The organism is Polynucleobacter paludilacus, from assembly GCF_018687595.1.
Lineage (GTDB): Bacteria > Pseudomonadota > Gammaproteobacteria > Burkholderiales > Burkholderiaceae > Polynucleobacter > Polynucleobacter paludilacus.
Window position 1 is genome coordinate 354,343 of the sequence record NZ_CP061298.1, and the last position, 20,186, is coordinate 374,528.

27 protein-coding genes are annotated in these 20,186 nt (G+C 45.9%); 18 read left to right on the top strand and 9 right to left on the bottom strand.

Annotated elements, in window-relative coordinates; genetic code table 11:
- Window positions 1–85 precede the first annotated feature (85 nt).
- Window positions 86–1,048, top strand: coding sequence for a protein-methionine-sulfoxide reductase catalytic subunit MsrP (msrP, locus tag AOC06_RS01985; RefSeq protein ID WP_215380795.1), 963 nt, complete (start codon window positions 86–88; stop codon window positions 1,046–1,048).
- A gap of 10 nt (window positions 1,049–1,058) precedes the next feature.
- Window positions 1,059–1,646, top strand: coding sequence for a protein-methionine-sulfoxide reductase heme-binding subunit MsrQ (msrQ, locus tag AOC06_RS01990; protein WP_215380797.1), 588 nt, complete (start codon window positions 1,059–1,061; stop codon window positions 1,644–1,646).
- A 4-nt stretch (window positions 1,647–1,650) separates the two neighbouring features.
- Here msrQ and AOC06_RS01995 read toward each other — a convergent pair whose 3' ends face one another.
- Window positions 1,651–2,481, bottom strand: coding sequence for a hypothetical protein (locus tag AOC06_RS01995; protein WP_215380800.1), 831 nt, complete (start codon window positions 2,479–2,481; stop codon window positions 1,651–1,653).
- A gap of 59 nt (window positions 2,482–2,540) precedes the next feature.
- Here AOC06_RS01995 and AOC06_RS02000 point away from each other — a divergent pair, with 59 nt between their 5' ends.
- The 3 genes from AOC06_RS02000 to AOC06_RS02010 are packed head-to-tail and all read left to right on the top strand — an operon-like array spanning window position 2,541 to window position 4,362.
- Window positions 2,541–3,311, top strand: coding sequence for an SDR family oxidoreductase (locus AOC06_RS02000; protein WP_215335117.1), 771 nt, complete (start codon window positions 2,541–2,543; stop codon window positions 3,309–3,311).
- A gap of 20 nt (window positions 3,312–3,331) precedes the next feature.
- The gene (locus AOC06_RS02005; RefSeq protein WP_215380803.1) at window positions 3,332–4,054 is read left to right on the top strand and encodes a pseudouridine synthase; all 723 of its coding nucleotides are present in this window, start codon (window positions 3,332–3,334) and stop codon (window positions 4,052–4,054) included.
- Window positions 4,051–4,362 (top strand): 4a-hydroxytetrahydrobiopterin dehydratase, encoded by a 312-nt coding sequence (locus AOC06_RS02010; protein WP_215380804.1) that lies wholly within the window; start codon window positions 4,051–4,053, stop codon window positions 4,360–4,362. Before AOC06_RS02005 ends, AOC06_RS02010 begins: the two co-directional genes overlap by 4 nt.
- Here the strand turns inward: AOC06_RS02010 and AOC06_RS02015 are convergent.
- Window positions 4,359–4,574, bottom strand: coding sequence for a hypothetical protein (locus tag AOC06_RS02015; RefSeq protein WP_215380806.1), 216 nt, complete (start codon window positions 4,572–4,574; stop codon window positions 4,359–4,361). The two genes, AOC06_RS02010 and AOC06_RS02015, sit on opposite strands and share 4 nt — an antisense overlap.
- Window positions 4,575–4,731: 157 nt before the next feature.
- Between AOC06_RS02015 and AOC06_RS02020 the strand changes: the two genes are divergently transcribed.
- From AOC06_RS02020 to selD, 3 genes are all read left to right on the top strand, one after another.
- Complete coding sequence (locus AOC06_RS02020) at window positions 4,732–4,935, top strand: hypothetical protein (protein ID WP_215380808.1); 204 nt, start codon at window positions 4,732–4,734, stop codon at window positions 4,933–4,935.
- A 68-nt stretch (window positions 4,936–5,003) separates the two neighbouring features.
- A complete protein-coding gene (locus AOC06_RS02025) occupies window positions 5,004–5,900 on the top strand; it encodes a cation diffusion facilitator family transporter (RefSeq protein WP_215380810.1) in 897 nt (298 codons plus the stop codon).
- Window positions 5,897–6,955, top strand: a complete 1,059-nt coding sequence (gene selD, locus AOC06_RS02030) for a selenide, water dikinase SelD (RefSeq protein WP_215380812.1) — start codon at window positions 5,897–5,899, stop codon at window positions 6,953–6,955. The genes AOC06_RS02025 and selD overlap by 4 nt, the downstream gene beginning before the upstream one ends.
- Here selD and AOC06_RS02035 read toward each other — a convergent pair.
- Window positions 6,952–7,653 (bottom strand): haloacid dehalogenase type II, encoded by a 702-nt coding sequence (locus AOC06_RS02035; protein WP_215380814.1) that lies wholly within the window; start codon window positions 7,651–7,653, stop codon window positions 6,952–6,954. The two genes, selD and AOC06_RS02035, sit on opposite strands and share 4 nt — an antisense overlap.
- 120 nt (window positions 7,654–7,773) lie before the next feature.
- Between AOC06_RS02035 and AOC06_RS02040 the strand changes: the two genes are divergently transcribed.
- Window positions 7,774–9,111, top strand: coding sequence for an NAD(P)/FAD-dependent oxidoreductase (locus AOC06_RS02040; protein ID WP_255880010.1), 1,338 nt, complete (start codon window positions 7,774–7,776; stop codon window positions 9,109–9,111).
- Window positions 9,112–9,124: 13 nt separating this feature from the next.
- A complete protein-coding gene (locus AOC06_RS02045; protein WP_215370855.1) occupies window positions 9,125–9,826 on the top strand; it encodes a hypothetical protein in 702 nt (233 codons plus the stop codon).
- A 5-nt stretch (window positions 9,827–9,831) separates the two neighbouring features.
- On the opposite strand, the gene AOC06_RS02050 is transcribed toward AOC06_RS02045, so the two are convergent.
- On the bottom strand, window positions 9,832–10,656 hold the full coding sequence (locus AOC06_RS02050) for a bestrophin-like domain (protein ID WP_215380817.1): 825 nt from the start codon (window positions 10,654–10,656) through the stop codon (window positions 9,832–9,834).
- Window positions 10,657–10,717: 61 nt separating this feature from the next.
- A complete protein-coding gene (locus AOC06_RS02055) occupies window positions 10,718–11,773 on the bottom strand; it encodes a GNAT family N-acetyltransferase (protein ID WP_215380820.1) in 1,056 nt (351 codons plus the stop codon).
- A 309-nt stretch (window positions 11,774–12,082) separates the two neighbouring features.
- Between AOC06_RS02055 and AOC06_RS02060 the strand changes: the two genes are divergently transcribed.
- The 4 genes from AOC06_RS02060 to AOC06_RS02075 are packed head-to-tail and all read left to right on the top strand — an operon-like array spanning window position 12,083 to window position 14,521.
- Window positions 12,083–12,766 (top strand): DUF2461 domain-containing protein, encoded by a 684-nt coding sequence (locus AOC06_RS02060; RefSeq protein ID WP_215380823.1) that lies wholly within the window; start codon window positions 12,083–12,085, stop codon window positions 12,764–12,766.
- Between the two features lie 34 nt (window positions 12,767–12,800).
- Window positions 12,801–13,655 carry an RMD1 family protein gene (locus AOC06_RS02065; RefSeq protein WP_215272174.1) on the top strand — a complete coding sequence of 285 codons (855 nt, stop codon included), beginning with the start codon at window positions 12,801–12,803 and terminating at the stop codon, window positions 13,653–13,655.
- 24 nt (window positions 13,656–13,679) lie between these two features.
- Window positions 13,680–14,078, top strand: a complete 399-nt coding sequence (locus AOC06_RS02070; protein ID WP_215272175.1) for an MAPEG family protein — start codon at window positions 13,680–13,682, stop codon at window positions 14,076–14,078.
- A gap of 14 nt (window positions 14,079–14,092) precedes the next feature.
- Window positions 14,093–14,521, top strand: a complete 429-nt coding sequence (locus tag AOC06_RS02075) for a DUF2244 domain-containing protein (RefSeq protein ID WP_215380825.1) — start codon at window positions 14,093–14,095, stop codon at window positions 14,519–14,521.
- On the opposite strand, the gene AOC06_RS02080 is transcribed toward AOC06_RS02075, so the two are convergent.
- A complete protein-coding gene (locus AOC06_RS02080) occupies window positions 14,522–14,872 on the bottom strand; it encodes an HNH endonuclease (protein WP_215380827.1) in 351 nt (116 codons plus the stop codon).
- A gap of 32 nt (window positions 14,873–14,904) precedes the next feature.
- On the bottom strand, window positions 14,905–15,279 hold the full coding sequence (locus tag AOC06_RS02085; protein ID WP_215370878.1) for a DUF2237 family protein: 375 nt from the start codon (window positions 15,277–15,279) through the stop codon (window positions 14,905–14,907).
- 155 nt (window positions 15,280–15,434) lie between these two features.
- On the opposite strand from AOC06_RS02085, the gene AOC06_RS02090 reads away from it, so the two are divergent.
- From AOC06_RS02090 to AOC06_RS02105, 4 genes are read left to right on the top strand one after another with little or no spacing between them, the layout of a single operon-like run.
- Window positions 15,435–15,578, top strand: a complete 144-nt coding sequence (locus AOC06_RS02090) for a hypothetical protein (protein ID WP_215335156.1) — start codon at window positions 15,435–15,437, stop codon at window positions 15,576–15,578.
- A 17-nt stretch (window positions 15,579–15,595) separates the two neighbouring features.
- Window positions 15,596–16,021: a DUF2452 domain-containing protein gene (locus AOC06_RS02095; protein ID WP_112208888.1), complete on the top strand. Its 426-nt coding sequence runs from the start codon at window positions 15,596–15,598 to the stop codon at window positions 16,019–16,021.
- Window positions 16,005–17,543 carry a cryptochrome/photolyase family protein gene (locus AOC06_RS02100; RefSeq protein ID WP_215380828.1) on the top strand — a complete coding sequence of 513 codons (1,539 nt, stop codon included), beginning with the start codon at window positions 16,005–16,007 and terminating at the stop codon, window positions 17,541–17,543. The genes AOC06_RS02095 and AOC06_RS02100 overlap by 17 nt, the downstream gene beginning before the upstream one ends.
- A gap of 8 nt (window positions 17,544–17,551) precedes the next feature.
- The gene (locus AOC06_RS02105; protein WP_215380830.1) at window positions 17,552–17,710 is read left to right on the top strand and encodes a DUF2256 domain-containing protein; all 159 of its coding nucleotides are present in this window, start codon (window positions 17,552–17,554) and stop codon (window positions 17,708–17,710) included.
- Window positions 17,711–17,738: 28 nt separating this feature from the next.
- Here AOC06_RS02105 and ahpF read toward each other — a convergent pair whose 3' ends face one another.
- Both ahpF and ahpC read right to left on the bottom strand, forming a co-directional pair.
- A complete protein-coding gene (gene ahpF / locus AOC06_RS02110) occupies window positions 17,739–19,313 on the bottom strand; it encodes an alkyl hydroperoxide reductase subunit F (RefSeq protein ID WP_215380832.1) in 1,575 nt (524 codons plus the stop codon).
- 127 nt (window positions 19,314–19,440) lie between these two features.
- Window positions 19,441–20,004 (bottom strand): alkyl hydroperoxide reductase subunit C, encoded by a 564-nt coding sequence (ahpC, locus tag AOC06_RS02115; RefSeq protein WP_215335167.1) that lies wholly within the window; start codon window positions 20,002–20,004, stop codon window positions 19,441–19,443.
- Window positions 20,005–20,186 lie beyond the last annotated feature (182 nt).

Here is a 20,186-nt window from a genome sequence, read left to right on the forward strand (position 1 = left end):
CTTTTTCTTTATTGGAGAGCCATTCAATTCATAAAATTCAAAATGGGCGCAAAATAGACCAAAGACTTTTTAAAAGGTGCCAGCCATGTCTTACAAAGATCCGCAGATCCTGCAAAGCGATATCACACCCCAAGCCGTTTATGAAAAGCGTCGCCAATTAATACAGGCTGCAGCGGCAGGTAGTTTTGGCTTGGCATTAGCGCCGTGGTTTTCTAGGGAGGCCTTAGCAGCGAATCCACAAAGCTTAGCTGCAACGCCGAATCCACTCTATGCTGGCAAGGATGGCTTAACGCCCCTTAAAGATGTGAAGGGCTATAACAACTTTTATGAGTTTGGAACGGACAAGAGGGACCCCGCTGAAAATGCTGGGAGCTTACAGACCAGGCCTTGGACTATTACGATTGATGGCTTAGTTAAAAAACCCATGACTTTTGATATTGATGCGCTCTTAAAGCTCGCACCTATGGAGCAGCGAGTGTATCGCTTGCGCTGTGTTGAGGGATGGTCGATGGTGATCCCTTGGGATGGCTACCCACTCTCCAGTCTGCTCAATAAGGTTGAGCCCTTAGGTTCTGCTAAGTATGTGGAGTTTGTTTCTTTAGCGGATCGCAAACAGATGCCTGGCGTCAATAGCCCCATTTTGGATTGGCCTTATCGAGAAGGTTTACGTCTAGATGAGGCTATGAATCCCTTAACCCTGCTTACTTTTGGTTTATATGGCGAAATATTACCTAAGCAGAATGGTGCACCGGTTAGGGTGGTAGTGCCTTGGAAGTATGGCTTTAAGAGTGCCAAGTCCATTGTCAAAATTCGTTTCACAGAAGAGATGCCAGTTACGAGTTGGTATAAATATGCACCGAATGAATATGGTTTTTACTCGAATGTAAATCCAGCTGTTGATCATCCCCGCTGGAGCCAGGCAAGCGAGAGACGTATTGGGGATCCCAAAGGGATTTTTGCGCCAAAGATCAAGACGCAAATGTTTAATGGCTATAGCGATCAAGTTGCCAGCATGTATGCCGGCATGGATTTGAAAAAGTTTTATTAAATCGTCTGTAATGAAGTTAGTCGTTTTCCTCTTAGCTTTATTGCCACTGGATCGTCTGATTTACTTAGGCTTTACGGATGGCTTGGGTGCCAATCCCATTGAGTTCATCACCAGATCTACCGGTACTTGGGCGCTGGTGTTACTTTGTGTTACTTTGGCGATGACGCCCTTGCGCTTGATCACGGGATCCAGTCAGCCGATTCAATGCCGAAGGATGTTAGGACTCTTTTGTTTTTTCTATGCCTGCCTACATTTCATGATCTGGTTATGGCTTGATCAAAACTTTGATTTAGTCGCCATGCTCAAAGATGTGGTGAAGCGCCCCTTTATTACGATGGGCTTCCTAAGTTTAGTTTTACTCATACCGCTTGCGCTGACCTCTAGCCATTGGGCGCAAAGAAAGTTAGGACGGCGCTGGGCAGTTCTACACAAGCTGATTTATGTGATTTCGATCACGGTGATCTTGCATTACTGGTGGCACAAAGCTGGCAAGAATGATTTACAGACGGTATGGATTTATGCAGGAGTAGTATTGATTTTGCTGAGCTGTCGGATTCCGATGATCAGAAATCAACTCACAAAACTTAAACCTCGTTAATGAGTTAGAAATTAAATGAGAGCTTGCTATAGACCATCCATTTATATTGTTGGTAGGTTTCGACTACTTGTTTGCTGGCGCCGACTGCAAATAAAAAATGGCGATCAAAGCGATGTGTCACCATGGCATCTAAGGGGACAAACCATCCGCCAGCTGCCGCGTTGTAGTTAATGCCGTTTTCATCCCAAAAACGAATTTGGGTATTGGGCCCCAACTGAATACCAACAGTGGGATATAGCTCAAGTCGACGAACGGCTGGCGATGGGCTGGGATTGCCTGGTCCAGTATTGTTTTGCACGTCAAAACCATACATATATCGAGTTAGAGGAGAAAAATCTGCTAACCAAGATTGCGTTCCGAGAGTGGGTTTATATGAGGCTCCGACTTGAGGGCCGGCTACCCACTGATTGCTTAGGGCAACAGGCAAAATGACTCGACCACCTGCGCTGCTACTCCAAGATTCATTAAAGTTGGCAATAGTTCCCCAGGCAGTTAAGAAAGTCGTTCCAGCACCATGATGATCGACTCCGGTTTCGCTGGGGCTGTGCGAGTAAACCGACACATTGGAAGTATCTAGCCGGAGAGTACCTCGCCATTGATCAAACTCCAGAGGCTGGTAGTAGCGCAATAGCAGGGTGTCGGAATAGGTTTCTGTGCCCATATAGGCGTGATAGCCCCAAAACTCTAAAATATGCTGATTATCTGTGCTGTTCTCAGCAGAAGCGGTTGGGACGGTAGCGCTTGAGCTGGTATCACTTGCATAAATGGCGCCAGTCCATGCGATGCAAAACCATGCGAAAAGAAGTCGTAATGTATTCAGGGGCTGTTTCATCATTAAGCGTAAGAGTGCCGAAGGCTTTAATATTAGTGGAAGTAAATGACGAAGAGAAGAATATGGAACATACCGTACTAGTGACAGGGGCAACTGCGGGATTTGGTGAGGCGACTGCCAGACGCTTTTTGAAGCATGGCCATAAAGTGATTGCAGCTGGTCGGAGAATCGACCGTCTGGCGGCTCTCAAGAAGTCCTTACCAAGCGAGCAGCAAGACAAATTGCTGACCCTCGTTTTAGATGTCTGTGACAGCGATCAAGTAGATCAATTAGCAGCGAATTTACCGGCTCCTTTTGCGCAAGTGAGTATTTTGGTGAATAACGCTGGCTTAGCGCTTGGACTTGAGCCTGCGCACAAGGCTGATTTATCCGACTGGGATCGGATGATTGATACGAATATCAAGGGATTGGTACACATGACCCGCGCTCTTTTGCCTGGCATGGTTGAGCGCAAGTTAGGGCATGTGATTAATTTAGGTTCGGTAGCTGCAAACTATCCTTATCCTGGCGGCAATACCTATGGTGCAACCAAAGCCTTTGTTCAGCAATTTAGTTTGAACTTGCGGGCAGATTTGATTGGTACGCCTATCAGGGTCACCTGTATTGAGCCTGGGATGTGCTCTGGCACAGAATTCTCTAATGTGCGTTTCAAGGGTGACGATGCTAAAGCAGGTAATGTGTATGAGGGTGTGCATGCTTTAAGCGCTGATGAAATTGCTGAAACAATTTATTGGTCTGCAACTCTTCCATCGCATATGAATATCAATGTGCTTGAAGTGATGCCTGTTCAGCAAAGCTTCAGTGCATTCCAGATTCATCGCGGCAAGCTGTAAGTTTCAGCAAGATCGTATTGATGGCCAAACCCCTTAGCTTAGAAAAAATTCTGTTTAGTCAGGGCTTTGGCACACGCCGTTACTGCAGTGATTTGGTTTATGCCGAACTAGTCAAGGTCAATGGTGTCTTGGCCGAGGATCCAGAAGAACGAATTGCGACTGAAGATCTTGTTCTGAATGTAGAGGGTCAAGATTGGGAATTTCATGAGAAGGCTTATATTGCATTTCATAAGCCCGCCAACTATGAGTGCTCGCATAAAACAACGCATCATCCCAGCGTCTATAGTTTGCTGCCCAGACCCTTCGTTGAGCGTGGCCTCCAATGCGTGGGGCGTTTAGATTTCGATACGACTGGGCTGTTGCTGATCTCGGATGACGGTCAATTCATTCACAAGATGACGACGCCAAAGAAGAATATTGGTAAGGTTTATAAAATCACTACAGCAGAGCCGATTCAGAGCAAACAGCTCGATCATTTGCTCGAGGGTGTAGTGTTAGATGACGATCCAAAGCCTTGCTTTGCCAAGGCCTGTGAACAGATAGATGAGCATCATCTTGCGATGACCATCGTTGAAGGGCGTTATCACCAAGTCAAGCGCATGATGGCGGCTGTCGGAAATCATGTAGCACAATTACATCGTACCCAAATTGGCGCGTATTCAATGCCAAAAGATTTGGCTGAGGGCCAATGGCGTTGGCTCTATGAATCTGATTTACAGCAACTTGCAAAGAGCGTTGAATGAAAAATAATCTAGACCTTACCCAATTTGATTTCAAGAAAGATTTGCCAGATTGGCAGGTTGATCTCATTACCAAAACCTTGTCACGCAATTTTGTTTTTAAGGATTTTGAAGCCGCATTTGCTTTCATGACACTCTGTGCAGCATATGCAGAAAAAATCGACCATCACCCCGATTGGTCTAATAGCTGGAATCAGGTGAAGGTGCAATTAAGGACGCATTCAAAGAACGACATAACGCCATTAGATATTGAGTTGGCAAAAGCAATGGATGCGTTTGCCAATCAAATCCAGAAACCTGCTGAGATTTAGTGCTCTTCTTCGTCGTTATCTTCAGAGGTGATGCTCATCAAGATGGTAGCCAGTAGGCCGTACACAACTTCAGTAGAAATCATGCCATCTTCATCTAGCTCATCAATCAGATCATTGAGACAATCTTCAGTAGGCTCATTGAGTAAAGTCATGGCGCATTCGCAGCCATAATCAAAGTCTTCATCGCCAGGGTTTTGATTCTCGGTTGTCATGGGGGGTCCCTTATAGATTGTTGGATGAGGCTAATTCGTAACCCAGCATAGCAAAAAAAGATGTCTTTAGCGAAGGCTTTTAAGTAATATCTCGCGCTCGCTAGGTCTGGAGGCAAATTTGGGTGCAAAAAATGAACAAAATTGCTAAAATACTAGGGTGATTAAAAAAACCGATACCTCCAATGTTGTAGATTTAGAAGCAGTGAAGTCGACGATCCAGTCTGCTAGTGCACCTGCGACAAAGTCTACCCCCGCCACTAAGAAGGCGCCCCAGCCGCCTGTTGTAGAGACCGAAGCTGAAGAGGCCTATCAGCCTAAGTCGGTATTTCAGGAACGTAACTGGAACAAGGGCCTGAAGTAAGCTCTCTTAAACTCCTGATTCTGGCTAGTTGACACAAAATACTCCCACTGGGGTATTAAGATGCACTCATGGATGACTTAATCGAAAACCCCGAAGACGCATCAGCCGAAAAACAAAGTGCTGGCAAAAAAAGCACGCTGGTTAGCGTAGCAGTCAATCTCACCCTAACGATCTGCCAAGTTTTTGCAGGCCTGCTCTCGGGTTCGCAAGGCTTGGTCGCGGATGGTATTCATTCTCTGACTGACTTAGTTGCCGACTTTGTGGTCCTCTTTGCAAATCATCATAGCGCTAAAGATGCAGATGAAGACCATCATTACGGACATCAGCGTTATGAAACTGCCGCTTCATTGTTTTTGGGGGTCTCATTACTAGTCGTAGGTCTAGGGATGCTCTGGAGTGCAGGGCATAAGATTGTCAATCCCATTGGCGTCAGTCAAATCTCGCTCTTGGCTTTGTATGTTGCATTGGGTGCACTTGCGGCCAAAGAGCTCCTCTTTAGATATATGCTCGCCGTTGCAGAGCGCGTTCGGTCCAGTATGCTGGTGGCGAATGCTTGGCATGCACGATCTGACGCTGCTTCGTCATTGGTTGTTTCGGTTGGCATCGTGGGGGCCCTATTGGGTTACCCCATTCTGGATTCTGTAGGCGCATTAATTGTGGGCTTAATGATTGTGCGGACGGGCTGGTCCTTCAGTTGGGATGCCTTGAATGATTTGATGGATCGAGCAGTATCTGAAGAAGAGCATCAACAAATTGAGCGGATTGTTCTGGCAACCCCAGGTGTGCTGGGTTGTCATGACCTAAGAACCCGCAAGATGGGCGATATGATTTTGGTCGATGTTCATATTGAAGTCGATGCCGATGCAACTGTCCAAGTCGGTCACGATATTGCACTGACTGCCGCAAATCAGGTAAAAGCGAAGTTACCTGTACTCAATGTCATGACGCACATTGATCCCGTATGACCACTTCTACTTATAACGGACGTCTAACTTCTTTATCTCACGGTGGTGGCTGTGGCTGCAAAATTGCGCCCGGCGTATTAAGTGAGATTCTGAAGAGTTCTCCATTGGCTAATCTCCGAAACATTCCAGCGGCTTTGTTAGCCGGATCTGACAATAATGAAGATGCGGCCGTCTATCAAATCAATGAGCATCAAGCGATTGTGGCAACAACCGACTTTTTCATGCCGATTGTGGATGACCCTTTTCAGTTTGGACGAATTGCTGCAACAAACGCAATTTCAGATATTTATGCAATGGGCGCGCAACCCCTTTTTGCGCTTGCATTGTTAGGCATGCCTATTAATGTGCTGCCCTTAGAGGTCATTCAAAAAATCACGGCTGGCGGTGAATCGGTTTGTGCAGAGGCAGGCATTATTGTTGCAGGTGGCCACTCGATTGATTCAGTTGAGCCGATCTATGGCTTAGTAGTAATTGGAATCATCGATCCTAAAAATCTCAAGCGCAATACCGGATCTCAAGTTGGCGATAGTATTATTTTGAGTAAGCCCTTAGGCGTCGGAATTTTGTCTGCGGCACTCAAAAAAGAACTGCTATCAGAGCGGGGCTACCAAGAGATGCTTTCGCTGACCACCCAACTCAATCGTCCTGGGCAGGCTTTGGCACAAATGCCAACCATACATGCTTTAACCGATGTGACTGGCTTTGGATTAGCTGGCCACTTACTAGAAATGGCTCGTGGCGCAAACTTACGAGCCAGGATCGATTGGAGCTCACTACCTATCGTTACCGAAGCGCTTAAGCTGGTGCAGCAGGATATCTTTACCGGAGCTTCGACTCGCAACTGGGCTAGCTATGGAAATGAAGTGCAATCAGCCGGCCTGGAGCAATGGCAGCGTCATCTCTTGAGTGATCCTCAGACGAGTGGTGGATTATTAATTGCTTGTGCGCCAGATGCTGAAAGAGAAGTTTTAGATCTTCTGCACAAGTCTGGCTTTAATGCTGCCAAAACCATTGGGAGCTTCACTTCAGGAAGTGACTTGTTGGTCAATACCTAACAACCTAACTGATCCGCTAGATCTAAGAAGTTCTTGGCGTGATATGTTGTAAAGGCCTCTACAGCGAGATCATCGCGTTGCATCTGTTTCCCAAACTCCAGCGGTCTTTCAACAAAAGCGGTTTGTAAGCCACATTTGCCGGCAGATAGTAAATCATCTTTGTGCGCTGCTACCAACATGACTTCTTCTGGAGCAAGATCAAAAATAGTAGCGACACCAAGATAGGTTTCGGGATCGGGTTTGTAGTGGCGGAAAACCTCAGCAGACAAGATTAAATCCCAAGGCAGTCCTGCATTCTTTGCCATATTGGCCAGTAAACCCAAGTTGCCGTTGGAGAGGGTTACTAAAGTGAATTGATTCTTTAGACGTAAGAGGCCGGCGATGGTGTCGTCCCAGGGTATCAGACGATGCCAAACCAGATTGAGATGTCGCTTTTCTGCTTCAGTCAGGTGGGTGATCTCAAACTCCTTTAAGACATCATCCAAGATCAGGCGATGCAAATCATCAATCTTGGTCCAGGGCAGCTCACCTGATCGTACTCTAGCCATAGCAGGGCGGTAGCCATCTCTCCAGGCGGTAGCGAAAGCATCGGGGTCAGCATCAAGACCAATGCGTTTGACTTCAGCTGCAATTGAGCCATGCCAGTCAACAACAGTTCCGAAAACATCAAAAGCAAGGACTTTAGGGGTGGTATTCATCTTTGGGTCGGCTCTTCGTGCGTAATGATTTTATTAATATACTCTGTGGATAGCTGGACCGAGATTTAGTGGTTAAATGGTAGCAAGAAAATATGTGTCAGAACGTAATGGAGTTGATGAATGGGTGAGATGCATCGGGTTGTCATCGTTGGCGGCGGCGCGGGGGGTTTAGAGCTGGCCACCAAGCTAGGTGATCGTTACGCCTCACGCAATAGCAGCGGCAAAAAAGTGAGTGTGACCCTGGTTGATCGCAACCGTACGCATATCTGGAAGCCCAAGCTGCACGAGATTGCTGCAGGCAGTATGGACCTGGGTGATCAAGAGCTCGACTATATTGCCCAAGCCCATTGGCATCATTTTTCATTCCGACTAGGAGAGCTAGTCAATATCGATCGTAGTCAGCAGAAAATTCAGATTTCGGCATTCATTGATGAGTCAGGTGAGCTGGTTACTCCGGAGCAATGGATTCCATACGACACCCTCATCATTGCGATTGGTAGTCTCACGAATGATTTTGGTACGCCGGGCGTTGAGCAATACACTATCCGTTTGGAGTCACAGACCGATGCTAAGCGCTTTCATTTAAAGATGATCAATGCCTGCTTGCGTGCTCAAACCCAGACTACACCTTTGCTACCAGGTCAGCTCCATGTGGCCATTATTGGTGCAGGTGCTACGGGGGTGGAGTTAGCCGCTGAATTGCATCGTACAACTAGAGCAGTGATCTCGTACGGTTTAGATCGTGTGGATCCCAATAAAGACCTCAAAGTGATTTTGGTTGAAGCCGCCCCCAGAATTTTGCCAGCACTCTCAGACCGTATTTCTCATGCGGCAGAAAATCTATTGAGTGATCTTGGTGTAGAGGTAATGACCAATGCTAAGGTTGAAAAAATACTACCCCAGAAAATTTGTCTTACCAATGGCACAGAAATTCCTGCTGAATTAATTGTTTGGGCTGCAGGAGTCAAGGCGCCCGCATTCTTAAAAGATTTTGGTGGGCTTGAAACTAATAATAGCAATCAACTCGTCGTACTACCTACTTTACAAACTACGCGCGATCCCCATATTTTTGCGATGGGTGACTGTGCAGCATGTCCTTGGCCAGAAGCTAAAACAGGTCTTGGCACGATCGTGCCGCCCAGAGCGCAAGCTGCTCATCAACAAGCCTCCCATATGTTTAAAGAGATGGAAGGCATCATTGCTGGTAAGCAGCTGAGAGCCTATCACTATCGTGATTTTGGCTCGCTCGTTTCTTTGGGGGAATATAGCAGTGTGGGTAGCATGATGGGAGGCTTGATCGGAGGCAGCTTGATGGTAGAGGGCCTTTTTGCCAAACTCATGTATTTAAGTCTCTATAAATTACATCAGCTGGCGCTCCATGGTTGGGTGAAGGTAACCCTCGATACGATCAGTAGATTGATCCACCGTCGTACTGATTCGATTGTCAAATTACATTAGGTTTAAGGTCGGCATGAAACTCAATTCAGCATATCTTCTTGCAACAAGTTTTTTAGTATTGGCTACGAATGCGTTTGCACAAACTCCAAAGTACGAGGTGAGTGTTAGCCATCTACGTAATGAGCGCTATTGTGAAGTTCTATATGGCAACCGAGATTGGCTGAGCCTGAAGATCAAGGTATTTAGTACCGAGGGTCTCAATGAATGTCCGGAGAATTTGTGGAAGGGCGTGACAGAAAAAACGATTACTGATAGGCATTCAGCGTCATTTGTGAAACTCAATGGCCCGCGTTACTGGACTATCGACGGCATTATGGCTTCCGGTGCCGATACTATAAATCATAAGCGAGAAAATTTTGGTGGCGTTGAAATGAACTTGAGGGCAGTCATTGATATTAATCTCTGGCAGCTTTTCAGATCAGGCCATTACAAAGCAACACCTGTTTCACGAGAGACCAAGTGGATCTATCAAGCCGGAAAAGAAGTGTATGAACTCGTTTCACCAGAGGGTCAAACCTATGTCATGCAGTCGTATTCTCAAATTGTGAATCCTACGTTGACCATGAAAGATCTTCCCACTCTGGGGGCGCAGTTGAAGCTACCAAAGGGGTGGACTTATCAAACCCGATTCCTAAAAGAGGATCTCAATCTCGAGGCTAATGGAACGGCTTATGTTCTTCAGGACAACTTAGAGAATAGCTACCAAAGAAAATAGGGGTCCTAGGGAAATGCCCATGTCACGTTCAGCAAGTTTTGGAAGGGGGTTGGCTGTATCGCCATTGGCCCTAAGAATGGATGAATGTACAGAACTAAAAAGTACAAGACGCCAACAATCGTGAGCCCCAAAAATAGAATGAGTACTGAATGAATTTCTCGAGACTTCATTTCAAATAAGCAGGAGAAAAACAGAAAGACAAGAGCGCTACTTACTAAGCCTACCCATGCTGGAGGATCTAATGCGAACTTGGCGTTGTACACACGGCTTCTCCGTAACTCAGCAGAATCGGTGATCAAGCGCAGCATCTGTTGGTGGGCATTAATTTCTCCAGCAGTCTTAGGCTGATAGCGAATAATATTGCCCTCAATTTTCAGGAACTTCTGATAACTATCAATGCTAAATTGATCTTTGCTTAAGAGGGGCCAATCTTCCTCTATGATTGAGTGTGTGTAGTCACGAATATTAGCTTTACCAGCCTTATCAATCTCAGGCGGAAATGCCGAGTACAGGCGATAAATATTATTTAAATTACTTGCTTCTTTAGTGACGGCATCATTTACGCTGTTGTAGTTTTGCCAAACCAGCACAGTAATGAATGCAAAGACAAGACTAAACACTACGCCCATGGCGTTATAGATATAGCCAGCGTAGGCAGAGTGATCCCGATTAAATAAATATCTTTGGAAAATAACCTGAAATAGGTAATAAAACACAAAACAAACAGAAAGCACCAGCACTACTAAAGCTAGCCTGAGGCCAAGGTCGGATAAGCCCAGCAAGAGGCGCAAGAGGGGCAAATTTAAGGGAAGATTGAGATCTAGGTTCATTTATGGGCGGGTATTCTATTTAATTAGTGTAATGAACATTGCCAACAGTAGCTAGAGCTATTTAGGGATTGTCTTGGCTTGAGCCCACTCGCTTTTGCTCGGCTAACACATAGGCTTTGCAAGCTTCGCCTGCAGGTCTCGCGCAGACAATATCTTGGGTATCCATTCTGTAGTCGAGTAGCTTCTGTAAGCGCAGGATATCGCCATCAGCGCCAAAGTGGGGCAGCCACGCTCCCCAGAAGAACCCGAGGTCCTCAAGTCCTTCAATCAACTTCACTGAGTCTGGATGATGAATTGGGATGTCAATATAGATTACAGGCGCTTGAAGCGATTCGGACTGCTTAATCTGATCCCGAACATCATCAATGACATCGTAGCCATCAACCCGAATATGGAGATATTCAACTGCGCCAGCACGAGTGCTAGATGCCGCGATACTGCCTTTATTGCTTGGCGCATTCTTGGTACTAGAATCTCCTATTGTCCTTGGTAATCCCAAATTGGCATTGAGAGACTCAAAAAAAGCATGATGATGTTGGGGTAAGAAGACCTCAAGCGGTTTATTTTTGACCAAGGGTATAAAGAAGGGAATGAGTGAGTGCCTCACTTCGGCAATATTGTTCAAACCTTCCATATGAACACTACTGGGTTGCCCATTAATCAGTAAGCCTGTCTCATATCCGCCAGTCGCAATGATTTCATCCTGACTAAAGGGGTGGTTGGTTACACAAGCAGACCAATACCCTGGGATCCCGAGTTTGATTGCTTCCTGATGTCTGACTTTGGATAGCCGGTCTGAGATGTGGTGTCCGCGATAGCCAGGATCTACCAAGAGCTTGCCGGCTTCAGGAATGGGGTCACCGGGCTCGTCGAAGCTCAAAGCACAATGACCGATGAGTTCGCCCCCCTTAGGGTCAAGTGCAATCACCGAATGTAGTAGTCCTTCATTGAGGGCGGTACCCATTTTTTGGGGGTCATACAGAATTGGGTTGGGGTAGCTTGACCCATAGCAGCGATAGACGCATTGCACGAGGCCTTCAGTATCCTTGGGCTCCATTTTGCGGATTTCAAGCTGAAGCGTCTCTGGGCTGGGGTTTGATGGGTCGTTTGCGCTCATAGAAATATTCTAAGCGAATAAATTTGTTAGTATGGTCTCGATACCGAGTCGTTCCTTTAAGCGTAATTTAAATAGTCAATATATTGTTATGTCAACCATCTCCCAAAAATTGATTCGCTTTAAGTATCGCCTCCTAGTTTTAGTGGGGGCTCTCTGCTTGGTTGCTTGCTCTGCCCCATCACCCAATTAACGGCTACTCACCGATAGTGATTAACTTACTTTCACAGTTCTTAACCTTGTCTAAATCGCCTGGTGCTATACCGGCATCGCCAGCAGTCTTGATTCATTGATGAAAACAGGGCCTCGGGTATGACTTCCCAATTTTTGGGTTTCAAACCCGAAGCGCTTCAGCTTTTAGAGGCGCTAACTGAAAATCAAAATCGTGTCTGGTTCGCTGAGCATCGTGAAGAATATGAGCAGTATGTTCGTGAACCTATGAAAGCATTTACTGAAGCACTTTCTGAGGCACTCGCAAAAAGAGATATTCCACTCTGGGGAGACCCCAAAAAATCCTTGTACCGGATTAACCGTGATGCCAGGTTCTCCAATGCTAAGCATCCCTACAATATGCACGCCAGCGGCTTATTTACACGAACTGGTGATAAGCATTCATCAGGCGTTTTATATTTTCGTCTTGATCCTTTGGGTAGCAGAGTTGCGGCAGGATATCTACAGCCTGAAAGTCATGTGCTCAAAAAATTACGTTTAGGAATTGTGAATCATCCGCAGGCTTGGCTAGCAATTGAGAAGACCTTGAAGAAAAAAGGCTACGCCTTAGATTATTCCCATAGCCTGGCTCGTATTCCTCGGGGTATCGAAGATATTCCAAGTGAAGTGGAAAGTGCTGTCAAGCTTAAAGGCTGGATTGTGCGCAAACAATTACCACGCTCAAGTATTTGCTCCAAAGCGCTCTTAAAAGAGGTCGCCAGCTTTGCTTCAGATCTGTTACCCCTTCTGAGTTTTGGATGGCATGCCTTAGAGGCGGCGCCGTAAATCATTTGCTCATTTATGGTCTATTATTTAGATCATGCCTAAGCCTTTAAATCTCCATTTACCGATTCAGCCTGCTGGTTCTGCGACGGATAGTCAGGGGCAAATACTGGACGTGCCTAAGCAGTTAAGTGCATTGGTTTTGAATATTGCCAATCACATTGAGACTAAGAAGCTGAAGTCTCTACCAGTTATTTCATTGGCGCCCTTGACGGTACGCCTACCTTCGGCGGGCGCGGCAGTCATTTTTCGCTTTGGCTGTGTTGTCTTATTCGCCGCCAGTGAGAGTGATCGGGAGTGGTTGCTTGAACTTCTAAGCCCATTTTGCTCTGGCATGATGGACAACTTCTTAGAAGACTCTGTCAGAATTTTGATTGATCCAGCGCATCCCGAAGGTCCCGATGGGGATGATATTTACTTAAAAACACCGGATTTGGACCGCATCAAAATTGTGGCAGAGATCTTAGCCAAATCCAATCAAATTGATTTTTTAGAGAGTCGACTCAGTAGTGAGTTCGATAAGATTGAGCCACTAGCCTTGGACTTAGTGGATGACGGTGCGTTCTCAGTCAATACCCGTAATCTCATGAAAACCGTTGGCACCATGTTGCTCGCTGAGCAGCGCATGGCGAATCGTGGGGATGTTACCGATCGCTTTAATTCTTTGCTGACGAATCCAGATCTGGTCTTATTGCATGCCCGTCTCGAAGATGAATATGAGCTGACGGAGCGTTCTTTACTGATTGAGCATAAGTTATCTACGATTGGAAGAACTGCAACCACCTTATTAGAGACGATGCGTTACTCGAGCTCTCATAAGGTGGAGATCTACATTTTGATATTGATCTTTATAGAGCTCTTACTTTCCGTATACGGTTATTTCTTTCACTAAGATTACTTTTTTAAGGAGCACTTTATGCACGCTTATCTCTACACTGCATTCATTACTCTTTTAACTGTGGCTTTATTGTTTGGCGTTACTTTTAATGTGGGTCGAGCACGCGGTAAATACCAAATTAAAGCTCCCGCCACCACTGGTCATGAGATGTTTGAGCGAGCCTACCGTATTCAGCTCAACACCATTGAAAATGTGCTTATGTTTTTGCCTGCGCTATGGCTATACGCCATTTTCATTGGCGATAAGGGTGCAGGAGATTCTGGCATGATTTGGTTGGTGAGTCGCATTTGGTATGCAATCGCCTATCAAACGAATCCTGCCAAGCGAGGCTATGGCTTTCTGATTTCGCTCTTGGTGATTGCCGGGCTATGGTTGGGTGCTGCTTATGGCATCTGCGGGGCATACTTCAAAGTCTAGTTGCTAATCGTAATATGAAAACCTGGCGAATGCAGCGTAACTGCGCACTGACACCGAAACAGCTCTTTCAGTTTTATGCTGTGCTGGTATTTTTCTCACTACTAGTGGGGATAGGATTTTTGCTCGCAGGTGTCTGGGTGATCATGATCTTTACCTGTATTGAGTTGTGTGCACTGACACTGGGTTTTTTAATCTACGCGCGCCATGCCCTCGACTATGAAGAGATTCAGATCAATGGTACGGTTCTGAAGATCACTAAATTCATTGGTAGCAAGACAAAGACATACGAACTCAATAGTCGTTGGACCCAAGTATTTCTACCTAGGGATAAGCCCAAAATCTTTGTACTAAGCTCTGAGAACCAAAATATTGAACTAGGACAGTTTGTCAGACAGGATCAGATGCCTCAAATCATCGCAGAAATTAAATCCTGCCTAGGTTAATTAGGTCAACTTTCTGATTCGGTCGCTTTTTGAGGTTCTTTGATAAAAGCCATCTGGCTTACTCTTAACCCACTTAATAAAATTCTGCATATCGGGATGTTCTCTGATAGCTTCAGCGGTATTAAGCGCTCTAGCCAATTCTGTTTCACTAAAGAGGGCGTGTATTTGCCGATGGCAGATGCGATGCAGATACTCAGTTGCTTTACCTCCTTTGGATTTGGGAATGAGGTGATGGGCATCCATCTGGGTCTTTGGGATTGCTCTTTCACAAACAGGGCAAACGAAGGTTTCGACCTTTTTAATAGGGCCAAGATCAACTGCGATCATTTTTTTACGAATCTTGCCGAGCATATTTTTCTATTGGAAAGTATTACCCAGCGCTTTCACTCACTTGCTTCAAATTGCTTTAAGGTATCTAGAGGCACAGTCTTTAGCGCATTGATATGTGTGCTCTCGAGTTTAATTTGAGGGGCGCAGTTGGCTGCTAGAGCCTCCGACCAACGACTAATACACAAACACCATTGATCACCTGGAACTAGACCAGGAAACTGATATTCCGGTCTTGGGGTAATCAGATCATTGCCTTTTTCAAGACTAAATTGCAAGAATGCTTTGGTGACAACAGCGCAGACTAAATGTCTACCAAGATCGTTTTCATCGGTCTTGCAGCAGCCATCCCGAAAGAACCCTGTTAAGGGGTCAAAAGAGCAGGGTACTAGAGGCTCTCCTAGAACATTGAGGGCAACTTCTTTGGTCATGAGGACTTTCGGTGAATTAAAGGGTCGTTTGGAATGGTCTAAGTGTAAGAAAAAATGCCTAAATTTGCTTGAAGTAGGCATTACTGCAAGAATTGTGGGTTCGCTTCATAATTGAGGTAGATATATAAAGCCTCGAGGCTTTCAGGAGAGACGGAATGATTAAGACAATTCGGATTAAATTAGCGCGCTGGATTTTGGGACATCACTGCCCTTGCTACCAAATGGGCTATCACTCGATGGTCGATTTCCAGCAAAGAAGTGCAGATAAGCTGCAAGAATGCAAAAAGAATAGCCATTAAAGCTAGCTGACCTGCCAATGAGAATAGAAGATACCGACCCAGCAAGACACGCTGCCATCGAATACCCCATGGAAGTGGGGGCACCTGTCTTTGCTCCGATCAAGGTAGTTGAGGAGAAAGATAAGGCAGTTAATGTCGCTCGGCAAAATGCCAAGCTCGAGTATGACCGCATCATGGAGCAGGCAGAGGTATTAATGAAGCAGGCGCGAGCCTTGCAAGCTAGGCTAGATGCCACTGAAATGGTTCACTGTGCCAAGTTTGGTTTTAATCCCATTCATGGCAAAACCTACTACCTTTATTACGATGGCCGTAACGCAGTCAATATGCTGATTCAGAATGCGCCCAATAATTGGAGTTGCGGTATTCCGGATAACTGGTCTTATTTGATGGCAGTCAAAAAGTTGGGTGACAGTACCTGGGCTATTGTTGAAGAAGAGCAATAAGAAACTCGTTCTCATTCTTGGGGATCAACTCGATTTAAACGGAGCAGCCCTACAAGGATTTGATCCACAGCATGATCAAATCATCATGGTGGAGTCAGAGAATGAGGCCAGCTATGTTTGGTCCCATAAAGCCAAAATCGCTTTATTTTTATCTGCGATGCGGCACTTTGCGCAAAATCTCAAAGATCAAAATTACCCCCTTACATATTATTCAGAATCTCCCCATACAATCACAGAGGTATTGCGAGAGCATCTGACCAAACACCAGATTCAACATTTGGTATGCGTTGAGCCTGGCGAATGGCGTCTCAAAGAAGCCATTCAAGATTTGGCAACGGAACTCAAGATCCAGTTAGAAATCCGAGAGGATACGCATTTCTTTTGTACTCATGCGGAGTTTCGTGAGTGGGTTTCGAATAAAAAAGAATTGCGTCTGGAATACTTCTATCGCTTGATGCGTAAAAAGTATTCCATCTTGGTAGATGCGGATGGTAATCCTGAGGGTGGGCAGTGGAATTTTGATCAGGATAACCGCAAGCCCTACCCCAAAAAGGGCCCAGGTATTACTGATGCCCCTGCTGAATTTAAACCCGATGCGATTACGCAAGAAGTCATCAAATACGTTAATCAAACTTATCCGGAGCACCCTGGTTCATTGGAGCAATTCCATTGGCCTGTGAGTCGTGAGCAAGCATTAAAAGCGCTCGATTATTTTGTTGAGTATCGACTGCGCAACTTCGGTATTTTTCAGGATGCGATGTGGACGGATACACCTTTTGGTTGGCACTCCCTGCTATCCAGCGCATTAAATCTGAAGCTGCTTAATCCCCGTGAAGTTATTGAGGCTGTTCTGAAGGCCTGGAAAAAATACGCTCTGGATCTTTCGACTATTGAAGGCTTTATTCGTCAGATTTTGGGCTGGCGTGAATTTGTGAGGGGTATGTATTACCTTGATATGCCACAGATGGCCCAAGATAATTTTTATGATCACCAGCGCTCACTCCCCAAGTGGTATTGGACCGGCGACACCCAAATGCACTGTATGAGGGATGCGATTGGTCAGACTATGGAGTATGGCTACGCTCATCATATTCAGCGCCTGATGGTTACCGGTAACTTTGGACTCTTAGCGGAGATCTTGCCTGCTGCAGTATGCGATTGGTACTTAGCGGTGTATGTTGATGCGATCGAGTGGGTGGAATTGCCCAACACCGCTGGCATGGCATTATTTGCCAATGGTGGGCGCTTTACGAGTAAGCCCTATATTGCTAGTGGCGCTTATATCAAGCGCATGAGCAATTACTGCGGCTCTTGCAAATACAAGCCGGATGTGCGCTTCGGTGAAACCGCATGCCCCGTGACCAATTTGTACTGGAATTTTTTGATTAAGCATCGCCAGCAATTTGATGGCAATCCGCGTACCCGATTGATGACTGCTAATCTAAACAAGATTAGCCCGGAGGATCAAAAACAAATTACCTTGCACGCAGATCACATTCTTAATCACTTGGATGATCTATAAACAATCCGATGAGCACATCTTTTAAAGGTAATAAATCCTTTCTACCCAGCAAGATCTGCGTGGTGTGCAAGAAAGAAATGACTTGGAGAAAATCCTGGGCTAAGAATTGGGAGGAGGTGAAGTATTGCTCTGAGGCGTGTAAAAAGAAAAAGCCCAGCAATCGCTAGGCTTCTTCTAATGGCTACAGCCTCAGATTTAGTGGACAGCTAACTCAGGCTCTGGAACAGAAGAGCGAATCAGGTAATCAAATGCCCCTAAAGAAGCCTTGGCACCTTCACCCATCGAGATGATGATTTGTTTGTAAGGCACGGTAGTGCAATCACCCGCAGCAAAGACGCCTGCCATTGAGGTCTCGCCCTTATCGCTAATCAATATCTCACCGCGTGGTGATAAATCAATCGTGCCTTTGAGCCAATCGGTATTGGGCAGCAAACCAATCTGAACAAAGATACCTTCCAGCTCAATCACATGTTCGCTCTCATTGGTGCGATCTTTATAGCGCAAGCCATTGATCTTCTTGCCATCACCTAACGCTTCGGTGGTGAGTGCGCTAGTCAAGACTGTGACATTGGGCAAGCTATTAAGCTTATTTTGTAGTACGGCATCTGCACGCAATTTGCTATCAAACTCAATCAGGGTCACGTGGCTAACAATGCCTGCCAAGTCAATCGCAGCTTCTACGCCTGAGTTACCGCCGCCGATCACCGCGACACGCTTGCCTTTGTATAAAGGACCATCGCAGTGAGGGCAGTAGGCCACACCTTTATTGCGATACTCATCTTCGCCCGGGACATTCATCGATCTCCAGCGCGCGCCGGTACTAATGATCATGGATTTGCTTTTGAGGATCGCACCATTCTCAAGCTCGACTTCCAATCCTGCATCAGTCTTACGCAGCGCCTTTGCACGCTGTAAGTTCATGATGTCGACATCATAGCTTTTGACGTTCTGCTCAAGAGCTTGCGTGAGCTTGGGCCCTTCGGTTTCTTTAACCGAGATGAGGTTCTCGATGCCGAGGGTATCCATCAACTGGCCACCGAAGCGCTCAGCAATGATGCCCGTCCGAATACCCTTCCGTGCTGAATAGATTGCGGCAGCAGAGCCTGCAGGACCACCGCCAACAATCAAGACATCAAATGCATCTTTAGCGCTCAACTTCTTCGCAACTTCCTTGGCATTGCCGGTATCCAGTTTGGCGACGATCTCTTCAACAGTCATACGACCCTGGCCATACACTTCACCATTGAGAGTTACGGTTGGAACAGCCATGATTTGGTATTGATCCACCAAGCCTTGATAAAGTGCACCGTCGATCATTTCATGTTCGATATTTGGATTGAGCGCAGCCATCAAATTGAGGGCCTGCACTACGTCTGGGCAGTTGTGGCAAGACAGGGAGATAAAGGTCTGAAAGCGCATCTTCTCTGATAAACCGCGGATGCTATTTAATACCTCTTCTTCCACTTTAGGTGGATAGCCGCTTGCTTGCAGGATGGCCAAGATGAAAGAAGTCATCTCATGGCCCATGGGCAAGCCGGCAAAGGTAATGCGTGCCGCATCTCCTGCCTTCGCTACGGTAAAGCTGGGCTTGTGCTCAGCATTGCCATCAGTATTGACAGTAATTTTTTCTGACTGCTGCGCAACTTCATTTAAGAGCTCGATCATTTCAGCAGATTTAGGATCGTCATTCAGGCTCGCTGTCAAAACGATGGGATCGACGATTCTCTCGAAATAGGTCTTTAACTGGGCTTGAATATTGCTATCTAACATGGTGCTTTCCTTACGGTATTGGTGCTGGTGAGTCTATTGGAGAGGACTTTTGATCCTCTCCAATAGACTCTCCGAAGAGAGTCTGACTGGGTAATACAAAGAACAACTAACTACAACACACTAAAACTTAGATCTTGCCTACGAGATCCAAAGATGGTGTCAAGGTTGCTGCGCCTTCTTTCCACTTCGCTGGGCAAACTTCGCCTGGGTGAGCAGCGGTGTACTGAGCAGCTTTCAGCTTACGTACTGTCTCGGAAACATCACGAGCGATTTCGTTAGAGTGAATTTCTGCAGTCTTGATGATGCCTTCTGGATTGATAATGAAGGTGCCACGCAATGCCAGACCCGCTTCAGGAATGTGCACGCCAAATGCATTGGTCAAAGTATGGGTTGGATCGCCAACTAATGGGAACTTCGCTTTACCTACTGCAGGTGAAGTTTCGTGCCACACTTTGTGTGAGAAATGCGTATCAGTAGTAATGATATAAACTTCGGCACCCATTTTTTGGAATTCAGCATAGCTATCAGCAGCATCTTCAATTTCAGTAGGGCAGTTGAAAGTAAAAGCAGCTGGCATAAAAATGAATACAGACCACTTGCCTTTGATGCTCTCGTCAGAAACGGTAACGAACTTACCGTTGTGGAAAGCTTCAGTCTTAAATGGCTGAACTTGGGTATTAATAATGGACATAGAGTTCCTTTCAGGGTTTACAAATGAGTTACAACGGGATCCATTCTGCGGGAAGGGTGCCATGCCGTCCAATGAATAATATTTATGGAAGCTATCAGTTATTTATATTGATAGCTAAAAACTATAATTATGACAGCATTGTCACAGCCAAAATTGATAAGCCCCTGAAAATAAGGGGCTTT

What these genes read in the sequence shown, in the direction of transcription:
- AOC06_RS02085 (WP_215370878.1), bottom strand. Translation starts at nt 15,279, where the DNA reads ATGACCAAAGAAGTTGCCCTCAATGTTCTAGGAGAGCCTCTAGTACCC.
- AOC06_RS02105 (WP_215380830.1), top strand. Translation starts at nt 17,552, where the DNA reads ATGAGCACATCTTTTAAAGGTAATAAATCCTTTCTACCCAGCAAGATC.
- AOC06_RS02080 (WP_215380827.1), bottom strand. Translation starts at nt 14,872, where the DNA reads ATGCTCGGCAAGATTCGTAAAAAAATGATCGCAGTTGATCTTGGCCCT.
- ahpC (WP_215335167.1), bottom strand. Translation starts at nt 20,004, where the DNA reads ATGTCCATTATTAATACCCAAGTTCAGCCATTTAAGACTGAAGCTTTC.
- AOC06_RS02055 (WP_215380820.1), bottom strand. Translation starts at nt 11,773, where the DNA reads ATGAGCGCAAACGACCCATCAAACCCCAGCCCAGAGACGCTTCAGCTT.
- AOC06_RS02065 (WP_215272174.1), top strand. Translation starts at nt 12,801, where the DNA reads ATGCCTAAGCCTTTAAATCTCCATTTACCGATTCAGCCTGCTGGTTCT.
- AOC06_RS02010 (WP_215380804.1), top strand. Translation starts at nt 4,051, where the DNA reads ATGAAAAATAATCTAGACCTTACCCAATTTGATTTCAAGAAAGATTTG.
- AOC06_RS02005 (WP_215380803.1), top strand. Translation starts at nt 3,332, where the DNA reads ATGGCCAAACCCCTTAGCTTAGAAAAAATTCTGTTTAGTCAGGGCTTT.
- AOC06_RS02070 (WP_215272175.1), top strand. Translation starts at nt 13,680, where the DNA reads ATGCACGCTTATCTCTACACTGCATTCATTACTCTTTTAACTGTGGCT.
- AOC06_RS02075 (WP_215380825.1), top strand. Translation starts at nt 14,093, where the DNA reads ATGAAAACCTGGCGAATGCAGCGTAACTGCGCACTGACACCGAAACAG.
- AOC06_RS02050 (WP_215380817.1), bottom strand. Translation starts at nt 10,656, where the DNA reads ATGAACCTAGATCTCAATCTTCCCTTAAATTTGCCCCTCTTGCGCCTC.
- msrQ (WP_215380797.1), top strand. Translation starts at nt 1,059, where the DNA reads ATGAAGTTAGTCGTTTTCCTCTTAGCTTTATTGCCACTGGATCGTCTG.
- AOC06_RS02000 (WP_215335117.1), top strand. Translation starts at nt 2,541, where the DNA reads ATGGAACATACCGTACTAGTGACAGGGGCAACTGCGGGATTTGGTGAG.
- AOC06_RS02095 (WP_112208888.1), top strand. Translation starts at nt 15,596, where the DNA reads ATGAGAATAGAAGATACCGACCCAGCAAGACACGCTGCCATCGAATAC.
- AOC06_RS02090 (WP_215335156.1), top strand. Translation starts at nt 15,435, where the DNA reads ATGATTAAGACAATTCGGATTAAATTAGCGCGCTGGATTTTGGGACAT.
- AOC06_RS02015 (WP_215380806.1), bottom strand. Translation starts at nt 4,574, where the DNA reads ATGACAACCGAGAATCAAAACCCTGGCGATGAAGACTTTGATTATGGC.
- AOC06_RS02035 (WP_215380814.1), bottom strand. Translation starts at nt 7,653, where the DNA reads ATGAATACCACCCCTAAAGTCCTTGCTTTTGATGTTTTCGGAACTGTT.
- AOC06_RS02060 (WP_215380823.1), top strand. Translation starts at nt 12,083, where the DNA reads ATGACTTCCCAATTTTTGGGTTTCAAACCCGAAGCGCTTCAGCTTTTA.
- AOC06_RS01995 (WP_215380800.1), bottom strand. Translation starts at nt 2,481, where the DNA reads ATGATGAAACAGCCCCTGAATACATTACGACTTCTTTTCGCATGGTTT.
- AOC06_RS02045 (WP_215370855.1), top strand. Translation starts at nt 9,125, where the DNA reads ATGAAACTCAATTCAGCATATCTTCTTGCAACAAGTTTTTTAGTATTG.
- AOC06_RS02040 (WP_255880010.1), top strand. Translation starts at nt 7,774, where the DNA reads ATGGGTGAGATGCATCGGGTTGTCATCGTTGGCGGCGGCGCGGGGGGT.
- selD (WP_215380812.1), top strand. Translation starts at nt 5,897, where the DNA reads ATGACCACTTCTACTTATAACGGACGTCTAACTTCTTTATCTCACGGT.
- msrP (WP_215380795.1), top strand. Translation starts at nt 86, where the DNA reads ATGTCTTACAAAGATCCGCAGATCCTGCAAAGCGATATCACACCCCAA.
- AOC06_RS02025 (WP_215380810.1), top strand. Translation starts at nt 5,004, where the DNA reads ATGGATGACTTAATCGAAAACCCCGAAGACGCATCAGCCGAAAAACAA.
- ahpF (WP_215380832.1), bottom strand. Translation starts at nt 19,313, where the DNA reads ATGTTAGATAGCAATATTCAAGCCCAGTTAAAGACCTATTTCGAGAGA.